Raw genomic sequence first — 11,954 nt, forward strand, 5'->3', positions numbered from 1 at the left:
CGGCGGACGCGCGCTGAGCCGTCCGCCGGTTTTGCCTTGTTTACGACTCCTGCCAGCCTATGACTCCGGAATCCTCCCAACTTCCTGCAGAACAGCCGAACCCGCCCACGGGGACTCCCAGCCGCCGCACGCTGCTGATGTTCGTCGCCGTGCTGTTGATTGCCGTCGTGGCGCTGTTCGCTCTGCGTGCCGCCACCGGCACGCCGCGGGTAGCGGTGGTCAGCAGCGATTTCGTCCTCGCCGGCAAATTCACCGCGCTGGGCGAGATCGGCAAGGCCGCCGGCGTCGAAGTGGATGCGCTCAACATCGACCGCGACGACGACACCCGCATCGGCGCTGCGCTGGGCGAGGCCGACCTCGTGCTGCTCGACGCGCCGCGCGAGGAAGACAGCCGCCGCCTGCTCGAACGCATGGGGCCGCTGCTCGAACAGGTGGGGGTGCCCTGGCTGCTGTCGTCGGCACGCGGGCCGCAGGCCGGCGGCGGCCTCGACGCAACCCACGGCCAGAGCTTGCACGACTATTACCGCAACGGCGGCCAGCGCAACTTCGCCGGCCTGTTCGCCTATGTGCGCCATCACCTGGCAGGCGAGCGTGGTGTCGAGGTGCCCGAGCCGGCGATCTACCCGGAAGCCGGCTTCTATCATCCGGACCACCCGGAGCTGGTGGTCGCCGACCTGGCTGCCTACCGTGCCTGGCTGGGCGCGGACCGCGCCGCAAGCGGACCGACGGTCGGCATCGCGATCCATCGCGCCTACATCGGCAACCTCGGCATGGCCCATGTGGACGAGCTGGTGCGCCGGCTGGAAGCGCGTGGCGCGCTGCCGCTGGTGTATTTCCACCCGGCCACCGCGGGCGCCGGCGCGCTCGACCTGCTGTACGGCAAGGACGGCAAGCCGGCGGTGGACCTCATCGTCAATCTGCAGGTGATGTACCAGGGCAGCCGGCGCGAGGACTATCTGCGCCTCGGCGTGCCGGTGCTGCAGGCCTTGACCTGGCGCGGCGGCGATGCCGACGACTGGCGCGCGGACCCGGTCGGCGTGCCGACCAGCGGCGTGCCCTTCTACCTGGCGATCCCGGAGTTCGCCGGGCTCACCGACCCGCTGATGGTCGCTGCGATCGAGGACGGCGACGCGGTGCTGATCCCCGAGCAGGCCGATGCGCTGGTGGACAAGGTGTTCAAGCTGATCCGCCTGCGCGCCAAGGCCAATGCCGACAAGCGCGTCGCGCTGATGTTCTACAACTATCCGGAAGGCGAGAAGAATCTGTCGGCCTCGTTCATGAACGTGCCGCGCAGCCTGGCGCTGCTGACGGAGACGCTGCGCGGCGCCGGCTACGCGGTGGAGCCGCTGGAGGAGCAGGGCATGGTCGATGCCGCTGCCGACATGCTGGCGCCGTTCTATCGTGCCGATGCGGTGCGCCGCCTCGACGAACTGGTGGCGCGCAACCTGGCCGCGCGCCTGCCGCTGGCCGACTACCTCGCCTGGTACGAGGCCCTGCCGGAGCCGGTGCGCAGCCGCATCGAAGCGCACTGGGGCGTGCCGGCCGACGATCCGATGCTGATCGGCGCCGAAGGCGAGCGCGCTTTCGCCATCCCGCGCCTGCAACTGGGCAATCTCGCCATCCTGCCGCAGCCGCCGCGCGGCCGTGCCGGCGAGCCGGCGGAGAAGGCCATCTACCACGACACCCGGGTGCCGCTGACCCATTTCTACCTCGCTGCCTATCTCTACGCCCGCACGCAGTTCGACGCCGACGCGTTGATCCACTTCGGCACTCACGGCAGCCAGGAATGGACGCCGGGCAAGGAGCGCGGGCTGTCGATCCACGACGATCCTTACCTGACGCTCGGCGACACGCCGATCATCTACCCCTACATCGTCGACAACATCGGCGAGGCCACCCAGGCCAAGCGCCGCGGGCGGGCCACCATCATCAGCCACCAGACGCCGTCCTTCGCGCCTGCCGGCCTGCACGAAAAGCTGATGCCGCTGCACGACCTGCTGCACGAGTACGGCCTGCTCGACGACGGTGCGGTGAAGGAGCGCACCATTGCCGCGATCGTCGACGAAGCCGCGCGGCTGAACCTGATCGAGGACATCGGCTGGACGACCGAGCGCGCCCGCGCCGACTTCGTGCCCTTCGAGCGCGAGCTGCACGACTGGCTGCATGCGCTGGCGCAGACCGCGCAGCCGCTCGGCCTGCACACTTTCGGCCAGGCGCCGCAGGCCGAACACCGCCTGAGCACGGTGATGCAGATGCTGGGCGAGCGCCTGTACGGCAAGCTCGGCCTGGACGACCCCAAGGAGCTGTTCGTCGACGACTTCCGCAAGCTTGCCGAGACGCCGCCTTACCGCCTGCTCGCCGGCCATCTGCTCGAAGTTGCCGCACAGGCCGGCGCTGCGCCGGGTGGTGCCGGATCCGGTGCTGCTCCGGTCGATCAGCCTGCGGCGGCCGGAGACGGGGAAGCCCCCGCCGTAGCTGCGGATGCCGGGGCGGCCCATGCCGGGGCGGCCCGTGCCGCGACGACCGATGCCGGGAAGGCCGCTGCCGTACCGGCCGGCTCCGCAGACCCTGAGCTCGCCGAACTGTTGACCGAGGCCCGCGGCCATTTCGATGCGCTGTCGGCCGCCGGCGAGCACGTCGGCCTGCTGGCGGCGCTGGATGGGCGCTTCATCGACACCCATTACGGCGGCGACCCGGTGCGCAACCCCGAAAGCCTGCCCACCGGGCGCAACCTGTACGGCTTCGACCCCTCGCGCCTGCCCACCGAGCAGGCCTATGCCGCCGGCGCCGAAGCTTTCGCCCAGTTGCTCGCCGCGCATCGCGCCCAGCACGGCAGCGAGTTGCGCAAGGTGGCGTTCTCGCTGTGGTCGGTGGAGGCGATGCGCCACCTCGGCGTGCTCGAAGCGCAGGCTTTCCATGCCCTCGGCGTCAAGCCGGTGTGGGACCGCTTCGGCCGCATCAGCGACATCGAAGTGATCCCGCGCGCCGAGCTCGGCCGCCCGCGGGTGGACGTGGTGCTGTCTGCCACCGGCCTGTACCGCGACCACTTCCCCAACGTGATGCTGCATCTGGCGCGCGCGGTGGAACTCGTCGCCGAACTGGACGAGCCGGACAACGCGGTGCGGAGCAACACCCTGGCGCTGGAAAAGCGCCTGCTGGAGCAGGGTTTCTCGGCCGAGGACGCGCGCGAACACGCGCTGACCCGGATCTTCTCCGGCGAAAGCGGCAGCTACGGCACCGGCCTGGAAGACGCCGCGATGGCTACCGACACCTGGGAGGACGAAGGCAAGCTCGCCGAGCTCTACCTGCAGCGCATGCAGTACGCCTTCGGCCCCACCGAGTCGCGCTGGGGCAGCAAGCCGGCGCAGATCAACCTCTACGCCGAGCAACTGCGCGAGGTCGAGGCGGCGGTGCTGGCGCGCTCGTCCAACCTCTACGGCATGCTCACCACCGACGACCCCTTCCAGTACCTGGGCGGCATCGGCCTGGCGGTGCGCCATCTCGGCGGCAAGAGCCCCGAGCTGTACATCAGCAACCTGCGCGACACCGACAGCAGCAAGGTGGAATCCGCCGCGCGCTTCCTCGCCGGCGAACTGCGCTCGCGCTACTTCCATCCGCAGTGGATCGGTGCCATGCAGCAGGAAGGCCATGCCGGCACGATGAACGTGGTCGATACCGTCAACAACTTCTGGGGCTGGACCGCGGTGGCGCCCGAGATCGTGCGCGACGACCAGTGGCAGAGCTTCTTCGACGTCTATATCGACGATTCGCTCGACATGAAGATGGACGAATGGTTCGAGCAGCACAACCCGACCGCCAAAGCGCAGATCGCCGAGCGCATGCTGGAAGCGGCGCGCAAGGAATACTGGAACACCGACGATCAGACCCTGCGCAAGCTGGTGGAGGTGTACCGGGACGCCATCGAACGCCTCGACTACCAGCCCGCCAGCAGCATGGTCGGCGACTACGTGCAGACGCTTGCCGCCGGCTTCGGTCTCGAGTCCGCCGGCGAGCCGGCGCAGGGCGAAGCCGGCGGGGCCGCCGCGCCGGAGCAGGTCACCGGCCAGGTGCTGGAGCAGGTCCGGGCCGAGCAGGGCGCCGCGCCCGCGCCCTGGTTCGAACTGCTGCTCGCCGCGCTGACCCTGCTCGCTTTCCTGGGCGGCATGCTGCGCCAGTGGCGTGTCCGGCCGTTGGCGCCATGAGGCCAGCCGCTGCCATCGCATGCAGGACCGCCGCCGCTGCGGCGGCTTGCACGCTGGCCCTGGCCGGCTGGGCGGCGGAGCCCGACGCCACGCTGCTGCCCGAAGTCGGCGTCAGCGCCACTTTCGACGCCCTGACCGAACAGCGCCTCGCCCCCGGCGTGAAGCTGGTCATCGATGCGGAAGAAATCCGTAGCCTGGGCGGCCTGTCGGTGGCCGAGGTGCTGCGCAAGCTGCCCGGCCTGGAGCGCGCCGGCCACGGCGCGGACTCCGCCGCTGCCGGCGCCCGTGGGGTGGCGCGCGACGCGGTGCTGATCCTGGTCAATGGCGAACGCCCCACCGCCAGTGGCCGCCATGCGCTGACCCTGGTCGGCCGCCTGCCGGCCGGCGAGCTGGAGCGCATCGAACTGCTGCGCGGCAGCTCGGCCGAATTCGGCGCCACGGCGGAAATCGTCGTCAACCTGGTCATGAAGGCGCCGGTGAGCCAGCGCAGCGCCTCGCTGCGCGTGGTCGGCGGCCAGCGCGGCGACGAGCCCAACGCCCAACTCACCGCCAGCCTCGGCGGCGGGCAAGGCGGCTTCAACTGGCTGCTGCCGGTCACCGTGAACCGCCATCGCATGCCGGTCGACAGCCGGCAGTGGCGCACGCTGCCGGCCGCGTGGTCCGCCGAAACGCTGTCCGGCCATTACAGCGTCGATGAGCTGATCCTGTCGCCGCGGCTGTCGTGGAAAGCCGGCGACACCCGCCTGAGCCTGTGGCCGAGCTATTACCGCAACGATGGCCTGCGCCGGCAGACGGCCGAGCGCGGCGGGGCCGGCGAGTCCCTGGCGGCCGCCCGCCACGACCGCGAACGCAGCGCCTTCCGCATCGCCCGGCTGCGCGCCGACGGCGAAACCCGCGTCGGTGCGGACGGCAAGCTCAGCACCCGGCTGGCGCTGATGGACGGCGAGCGCGACACCCGTACCCGGCGTGCCGGGCCGCTGTCGCCGGCCTGGTCCGAATCCCTCGACCGCCACGAACGCGAATTCACCGGCTCGCTGCGGCTGGACCAGGCGCTGGCCGAAACCCACCTGCTGTCGCTGGCGCTGGAGGGCGCGGCCTTTTCCCGCCATGACCGCCAGGCGCTGGATACCGTGCGCCACCGTCATGTGGTGCGCGAGCGCAATGCCGCGCTGTGGCTGCAGGACGAATGGACGCTGAGCGAAACCCTCACGTTGACCACCGGCCTGCGCCTGGAAGCCGCCCGCCAGTACGCCGGCAGCGGCTGGCACAGCGAGCAGGCCGTTTCGCCCTCGCTCGCGCTGCGCTGGCAGGCGGCCGAGGCCTGGGTGCTGCGCGCCTCGGCCGGCTCCGGCCTGCGCGTGCCCAAGCTGGACGAGATCACGCCGCTGGTTACGCGCAGTACCGAGTACAACACCCCGCTGGAAGCCGACATCGGCGGCAATCCCGATCTCTCGGCCGAGCGCGTGCTGCGCGTGGAGTTCGGCGTCGAACGCTATCTCGCCGGCGACAAGAGCCTGCTCGGCATGAACCTGTATGCGCGCCGCACGCGCGACTTCATCGAGCGCCGCAGCGCGCTGGAAGCCGGACGCTGGGTGGACCGCCCGTACAATGCCGGCGACGCCCGCCACTGGGGCGTGGAACTGAGCGCCAGGCTCGACGCCGCGCTGCTCGCCAGGGCGCTGGACGGCGGTAGCCTGCGGGCCACGCTGACCCTGCCGCATGCGCGGGTGGACGACGCGCGCCTGGGCATCCGGCGCATCGCCAACGACACCCCGCGCCATCTTTTCAGCCTGAGCTACGAGCATGCACCGGCGGGCGTGGCCACCCGCTTCGGCTTCCAGCTCAAGCACAGCGGCCCGGCGCGCACCCGCCTGGGCGACGAGCGCATCGCCCGCATCCGCAGCGGCACCCGGCTGGATGCCCATGTCACCCGCCAGATCACCCGCGGCGTCGATCTGCGCCTGTCGGTGGACAACCTGCTCGGCGCCGACGAACGCCAGCAGCGCCATGCGCGCCATGGTGCGGAAAGCTGGCGCCTGAATGGGCGCGATGGCGGCGAGCGCACCTGGCTGCTGGCGCTGGAAGGAAAATGGTAGGGCGCCGCATGGATTCACCTCTCCCGTCCCCCTCTGTTGCCAGCACAGGAAGCACCATGGCGAGCGTGTACAAATCAAAGGTCGATTGGTGGCTTGCCATCCTCATCCTGAGTGCAGCGGCCGTGTCCGTCTGGGTGTGTGCCGTCGCCATGGCTGCGGGCTCGGCTGCGGCCGCGTGGTTCGTGCTCCCGATCGCCGGCATCGGTGTGGGCCTGCCACTGTGGATTCTGCTCGGCACCCGCTACACCATCGATGCCGCACATATCCACGTCAGCAGCGGCCCGTTCAAGTGGCGGATTCCGATCGCGGACATCACCTGCATCATGCAAACCTCGAATCCGCTTTCCAGCCCGGCACTGTCGCTGGACAGGCTGCGCATCGATTACGGCCGCGGCGCTTCCCTGATGATCTCGCCGCGCGACAAAGCGCAGTTCATCCGGGAAGTCGAGGCGCTGCGTCGCGGAGCCTGAGCATCCAGTCGGGCGGGCGATGAAGAACGCCGTTTTCGCCGCCCGCATCCTTTCACTTTCCCCCGGAGAAAAAGAAACATGTCGCAAATCGTCGAATCGGCCATGTACGGCCTGTCCCAGTTGTTCCTGCTGCCGGTGCTGCTGCTGGTTGCCGCCCTGTTCTTCTACGCCTTCTACGCGCTCGGCTGCTTCGCCGTGCAGGCCAGGCAGCGGCAGCGGGGCGAACTGCGCGCCTTCGAACTGCGCGCGGCGCTGAGCGAGCGTCCGGGCCTGCACCTGACCGCGCTCGAGGCGATCGCGGTCAAGCGCCTCGAAATGCTGCGCATCGCCAGCCGGGTCGGTCCGATGCTCGGCCTCGTCGCCACGATGATTCCGATGGGGCCGGCGCTGATGGCGCTCGCAGACGGCCAGTTGCAGGAAGTCAGCCGCAACCTGATGGTGGCCTTCTCGGCGGTGATCCTGGCCCTGATCGCGTCCGCGATCACCTACGGCATCGCTAGCGTGCGGCGGCGCTGGCTGGCCACCGAACTGGCCGAGATCGAGCACGAAAGCCTGCCCGAGGCGCAGCAGCACGACGACCCCGTGGCACCGCTGGCTGCGGAGGGCGTGCTGTGAGCACCCGTCCGAACGCTTCCGCGGCGGCGCTGCCGCCGGCCAGGGCGCGCGGCGCCGGCGGCCCTCGCCGCGCCGGCCTGCGCCTGATGGACGACATCGAGGCCGACGACCCCATCCTGTCGGTGGTCAACCTGATCGACGTGTTCCTGGTCATCATCGCCGCGCTGCTGCTCGCCGTCGCCAGCAACCCGATGAATCCCTTCGTCCAGGAGGACGTCACCGTCATCAAGAACCCCGGCCAGCCCAACATGGAGATGATCGTCAAGAAAGGCGAGATCATCGAGCACTACCAGGCCAGCGGCGAGATCGGCACCGGCGAAGGCTCGCGTGCCGGTGTGGCCTACCGGATGAAGGACGGCTCCTTCATCTACGTGCCGGAGACGGATCAAAAGGACTGAGCCAGGTGGGCGGCCTGCCGCGGCAGGCCGCGGTGGTTTCAGCCCGCCAGCGCCGCCTCGATTTCGGCGAAGGTGCGCGGCAGGTCGAAGCCGAGCACCGGCACGCCGAGCAGGCGGCCGATATGGGTGGCCGAGAACAGGCCGCGCACGCGCGGCTGGCCGGTCGCGGGGTCGGTATCCTCGATCAGGATGTGCTGGCGGCCGAGGTTCTTCAGTGCCTCCAGCACGTCGGCGACGCGGGCATTCAGGATATCCCCGAGATACAGCGTGTCGATGGTGGAGATCGGCGTCATCAGGTCGCCGACCGTCAGTTCGTCATGCCTGCAGGAACGCGAGCGGGCGATCTGCAGCGGCTTTTCGCCGAGGATGTCGCGCGCGGTGATGAGGCCGGCGACCCGCTCCCGTCCGTCGAGCACCATCAGCAGGCGCACGCCGCGCGAAATCATGCGCGTATTGGCTTCGCTGACCGGATCGTCGGTGGTGATGGTGACTGCGTTGACGCGGGTGAAATCGGTCATCGCCTCGACGGCGGGCGAGTCCGCGCCGATCAGGTTGAAACCGGGAATGCAAAGCGAGGCGTTCGGGGACAGCTTGTGCGCCTGTACACGAGTCGGCAAGGTCATTGTGTCTTCCTCCAGCGGATCATTGATATTGTTTGATTGCAGGCACCAGGGCCGCCGACCACTCTAGCATCGTGGGTTTTGGGCTGCACGGGTGTTTTGACCATTTCGAGACGTATGCCGCAGCGGCTCGTGGCGGCATGTAGCGGATGCGAAGCGGCGCTCGCTGTGCGCCTTTCATCCGGTCCTGGTCATGCGGCTGCGCTGTTGCCTGCCACTGGATCGCCGCCAGCAGGCTTGCCGTTTTTTCCGGTGAGCTGCCACGGTATCGGCAGCCGCAGGCCGCCGTGCTCGAAGTGCAGTGCCCGGATGCCGAAGGCTTCGGCCAGCAGGGCGTCGTCGAACACTTCGCGCGGCGTGCCGGCAGCCAGCACGCGGCCCTCGTGCAGCAGTACCAGGCGGCTGCAGAAGCGGGCAGCGAGCGTCAGGTCGTGCAGCACGACGCCGATCGCCAGGCCGGCGGCGGCTTTGGCGGCGAACAACTGCATGATGCTGATCTGGTGGGCGGGGTCGAGCGCGGCCAGCGGTTCGTCGGCCAGCAGCACCTTCGGTTCGACGGCCAGCGCGCGCGCCAGCATCACGCGCGCACGTTCGCCGCCCGACAGCGTCAGCACATTGCGTTCGGCCAGCCCCAGCGCATCGGTCGCGCGCAGGACGCGATCGACGATGGCTGCATCCTCCGGGCCGTTGCCGCGGCCGTGGGGCAGCCGGCCCAGCGCCACCACCTCGCGTACTGGCAGCGGCCAGTGGGCGCTGTGGCCCTGGGCCAGATAGGCGATGCGGCAGGCGCGTCCGCTCGGGGAATGGGTTTGCAGTGGCCGGCCATCGAGCATGATCCGGCCGCTGCATGGCAGCAGTCCGGCCAGTGCCTTGAGCAGGGTGGATTTGCCGGCGCCGTTGGCGCCGATGATGCCGGTCAGCTCGCCTGCCCGCAGTTCGAAGTCGATGCCTTCGATCAATTGCCGGTCGCGCACGGCGACGCCGAGATTCTTGCCGGACAGTACGCTCATGGTATCTCTCCGCGGGTGCGCAGGATCAGCACCAGGAAGAAGGGCGCGCCGACCAGCGCGGTGAGCACGCCGAGCTTGAGTTCCGGCCCGCCACCGTGCAGCAGGCGCACGCCGATGTCGGCCAGCATCAGCAGCACTGCGCCGGCCAAGGCCGACAGCGGCAGCAGGCGGCCGGGATCGCCGCCGGCGAGCGGGCGCATCAGGTGCGGCGCGACCAGACCGATGAAGCCGATTGCGCCGGACACCGAAACCGCCGCGCCGACCGCTGCGGCGCTGCCGACGAGGATACGAAAGCGCAGCCGGCCGAGGTCGATGCCGAGCGAGCGGGCAGTGTCCTCGCCCAGGGTCAGCGCCCGCAGGCCGCGGCCGCAGCCCAGCAGCAGCACGGCGCCGGCGGCGATGAAGGGCAGCGCGAGGCCGACGTCGCGGCTGCTGCGGTCGGCCAGCGAACCCATCATCCAGAACACGATCTCGCTCATCGCAGTGGGATTGGGCGACCAGTTGAGGATCAGCGAAATCAGCGCGCCGCACAGCGAGGACACCGCGACGCCGGCCAGGATCAGCGTGGTGGCGCCGGTGTAGCGGCCGGCGAGGGCGAACACGAAAGCCACGGCAATGGCCGTGCCGGCGAAGCCGGCCAGCGGCAGCGCGAGGTAGAAGGCGTCGGCGAAGCCGGTGTACAGCGCCAGCACCGCACCCAGCGCGGCGCCGCTGGAAACGCCGAGCAGGCCGGGTTCGGCCAGCGGGTTGCGCAGCAGGCCCTGCATCGCCGCGCCGGCAATGCCGAGCGCCGCGCCCACCGCCAGGCACAGCACGGTGCGCGGCAGGCGGATGTCGAGCAGGATGCGCTGCGGCACGAGGTCGCCGGCAAGCGTGCCCGCGATCAGGCGCCGGGGGCTGAGGTCGACGTAGCCGATCATCAGCGACAGCGCTGCCAGGCCTGCAAGTGCGATGGCGAGCCCGATCACTGCCAGCCGGCTGCGGGAGAAGTTCATCGCTGTCCCCCCTCGGCTGCGAGCAGTGCTGCGGCGTCGAGATTCCATGGTCCGCCGCAGACCGTCAGGCGCGCCGGCAGTACCACTTCGTGCGCGCCCAGCCCGGCGATCGCCGGGTGCTGCAGCAGGCGATTGCCCAGCGTCGGCGTGCCGCGGCGGTAGTCGCTGCCGATCAGCACGTCGGGAGCATGTTCGACGAGCTTTTCCAGCGGCAGGATGCCGTAGCCGGCGAGGCCGCCGCGGGCGGCGCCGTTGTCGTGGCCACCGGCGGCGAAGATGTCGTGGTACAGCGTTGCGCTGCCGGCGCTGTAGCCGCCGGAGGCGAATTGGGTGGCGAGCGGGCGAGGGCTACGGTGGCTGGCTTCGAGCTCGGCCAGGCGCTCGGCGAAGCGGGCGATGATGGCTTCGCCGCGCGCTTCCTCGCCGACGGCGCGCGCCACGCTGCGCAGTTCGGCGGCGACGTCGTCGAAGCCGTTGGCACCCGCCACCACCAGTACCGGAATGCCGAAGCGGCGCAGCATCGCCGTGGTGTGGCGGGTGGTGTAGGCGCCGACCAGCACCAGATCGGGCTGCAGGGCGAGCACTTCCTCGGCGCTGCCCCAGGCGATCGGCAGGCCGCGGGCCTGTTCATGCAGCGCGGTGCTGAAAGCATCCTGGCTGAGGAAGGAGAGGGCGGCGATGCGCTCGCGCCCGACCAGTTGCAGCAGGATCTGGTCGGTGCACAGGTTCAGCGACACGATGCGCTGCGGCCTGGCAGCCGGTGCCGCTGCGGTAGCCGCTTGCACACCGAGCCAGATCGCAGCGAGTACGAGCAGGTACAGCCGCAGCGCAGTTGCGTACACAGGCCGGCGCAAGCGCATCATCGCCAGACGCATTGTCTCAGCCGCCGCACACCAGGCCGCAGCCGCTGTGGTCGAGCGGATCGGCCGGCAGATCGAGATAGGCGAGGCGCAACTCGTCCCAGGCTTTCAGCTTCGACCAGTCGGGCTCCGATGCGAGCCGGCCTTCGTCGTTGAGGAAGGGGTTGGGCAGGAAGACCGTCATCTGCTGGTCGCCGGCGGCGGTGAACAGGCGCACGCCCCAGGATTTGGGCGCATCGTCGTTGCCGAGTACCCGGTAGAACTCGGCGCGCCCGGTGCGCCGCTTTGCAGCGAGTTCAGGCGTGGTGCCGCTGAAGTGGCCGATGCACAGGTGGAAGTGCCAGACGCCGAAGTCGACGGTCAGATAGCCGTCGAGCAGGCCGATGTTGACCGGCGCATTGGGCGCGCGGATTTCCCACACCGCACCGGGCACCAGGGTGCCGAAATGAATGTCGCGCCAGTGGCCCTGGAAGATGTCCTTGACCAGCATCCACAGCGTGTTTTCGTCGGTGGGCAGCGGCCAGATCTGGACGCGGCCCAGGCCGGGTTCGTCGATCACCGGTGGTCGCACCGTTGTCGGGTTGTTCATGGCGTGTTCCTCGAAGCGGGGGGGGGGGGGGGCGCGGCCCGGCGGGGGGGGGGGGGGGGGGGGGGGGGGGGGGGGCGGGGGGGGGGGGGGGGGGGGGGG

The 11,954-nt window shown here is 70.0% G+C and carries 10 protein-coding genes; 5 read left to right on the top strand and 5 right to left on the bottom strand.

The window, feature by feature from the left end; genetic code table 11:
• Positions 1–137 precede the first annotated feature (137 nt).
• The 5 genes from cobN (at position 138) to NX068_RS19485 (ending at position 7,781) form a co-directional block, all read left to right on the top strand.
• On the top strand, positions 138–4,202 hold the full coding sequence (gene cobN / locus NX068_RS19465) for a cobaltochelatase subunit CobN (protein WP_263462874.1): 4,065 nt from the start codon (positions 138–140) through the stop codon (positions 4,200–4,202).
• Positions 4,199–6,298 (top strand): TonB-dependent receptor plug domain-containing protein, encoded by a 2,100-nt coding sequence (locus NX068_RS19470; RefSeq protein WP_263462875.1) that lies wholly within the window; start codon positions 4,199–4,201, stop codon positions 6,296–6,298. Before cobN ends, NX068_RS19470 begins: the two co-directional genes overlap by 4 nt.
• 56 nt (positions 6,299–6,354) lie before the next feature.
• Positions 6,355–6,768 (top strand): PH domain-containing protein, encoded by a 414-nt coding sequence (locus NX068_RS19475; RefSeq protein WP_263462876.1) that lies wholly within the window; start codon positions 6,355–6,357, stop codon positions 6,766–6,768.
• A 78-nt stretch (positions 6,769–6,846) separates the two neighbouring features.
• Positions 6,847–7,383 (top strand): MotA/TolQ/ExbB proton channel family protein, encoded by a 537-nt coding sequence (locus tag NX068_RS19480; protein ID WP_263462877.1) that lies wholly within the window; start codon positions 6,847–6,849, stop codon positions 7,381–7,383.
• The gene (locus NX068_RS19485; RefSeq protein WP_263462878.1) at positions 7,380–7,781 is read left to right on the top strand and encodes a DUF2149 domain-containing protein; all 402 of its coding nucleotides are present in this window, start codon (positions 7,380–7,382) and stop codon (positions 7,779–7,781) included. Before NX068_RS19480 ends, NX068_RS19485 begins: the two co-directional genes overlap by 4 nt.
• Before the next feature lie 38 nt (positions 7,782–7,819).
• Here the strand turns inward: NX068_RS19485 and NX068_RS19490 are convergent, their stop codons facing one another.
• From NX068_RS19490 to NX068_RS19510, 5 genes are all read right to left on the bottom strand, one after another.
• On the bottom strand, positions 7,820–8,404 hold the full coding sequence (locus NX068_RS19490; RefSeq protein WP_263462879.1) for a CBS domain-containing protein: 585 nt from the start codon (positions 8,402–8,404) through the stop codon (positions 7,820–7,822).
• A 188-nt stretch (positions 8,405–8,592) separates the two neighbouring features.
• On the bottom strand, positions 8,593–9,411 hold the full coding sequence (locus tag NX068_RS19495; RefSeq protein WP_263462880.1) for an ABC transporter ATP-binding protein: 819 nt from the start codon (positions 9,409–9,411) through the stop codon (positions 8,593–8,595).
• Entirely contained in the window at positions 9,408–10,406 is a 999-nt protein-coding gene (locus tag NX068_RS19500; RefSeq protein WP_263462881.1) for a FecCD family ABC transporter permease, read from the bottom strand. The genes NX068_RS19495 and NX068_RS19500 overlap by 4 nt, the downstream gene beginning before the upstream one ends.
• Complete coding sequence (locus tag NX068_RS19505) at positions 10,403–11,269, bottom strand: ABC transporter substrate-binding protein (protein ID WP_263462882.1); 867 nt, start codon at positions 11,267–11,269, stop codon at positions 10,403–10,405. The genes NX068_RS19500 and NX068_RS19505 overlap by 4 nt, the downstream gene beginning before the upstream one ends.
• Positions 11,270–11,285: 16 nt before the next feature.
• A complete protein-coding gene (locus NX068_RS19510) occupies positions 11,286–11,855 on the bottom strand; it encodes a DUF7676 family protein (protein ID WP_263462883.1) in 570 nt (189 codons plus the stop codon).
• Positions 11,856–11,954: the final 99 nt, after the last annotated feature.

It is taken from the genome of Thauera carbonicopians (assembly GCF_025699485.1).
GTDB lineage: Bacteria > Pseudomonadota > Gammaproteobacteria > Burkholderiales > Rhodocyclaceae > Thauera.

Coding starts and splice junctions, on each gene's coding strand:
- cobN (WP_263462874.1), top strand. CDS start 138: ATGTTCGTCGCCGTGCTGTTGATTGCCGTCGTGGCGCTGTTCGCTCTG.
- NX068_RS19470 (WP_263462875.1), top strand. CDS start 4,199: ATGAGGCCAGCCGCTGCCATCGCATGCAGGACCGCCGCCGCTGCGGCG.
- NX068_RS19475 (WP_263462876.1), top strand. CDS start 6,355: ATGGCGAGCGTGTACAAATCAAAGGTCGATTGGTGGCTTGCCATCCTC.
- NX068_RS19480 (WP_263462877.1), top strand. CDS start 6,847: ATGTCGCAAATCGTCGAATCGGCCATGTACGGCCTGTCCCAGTTGTTC.
- NX068_RS19490 (WP_263462879.1), bottom strand. CDS start 8,404: ATGACCTTGCCGACTCGTGTACAGGCGCACAAGCTGTCCCCGAACGCC.
- NX068_RS19495 (WP_263462880.1), bottom strand. CDS start 9,411: ATGAGCGTACTGTCCGGCAAGAATCTCGGCGTCGCCGTGCGCGACCGG.
- NX068_RS19500 (WP_263462881.1), bottom strand. CDS start 10,406: ATGAACTTCTCCCGCAGCCGGCTGGCAGTGATCGGGCTCGCCATCGCA.
- NX068_RS19505 (WP_263462882.1), bottom strand. CDS start 11,269: ATGATGCGCTTGCGCCGGCCTGTGTACGCAACTGCGCTGCGGCTGTAC.
- NX068_RS19510 (WP_263462883.1), bottom strand. CDS start 11,855: ATGAACAACCCGACAACGGTGCGACCACCGGTGATCGACGAACCCGGC.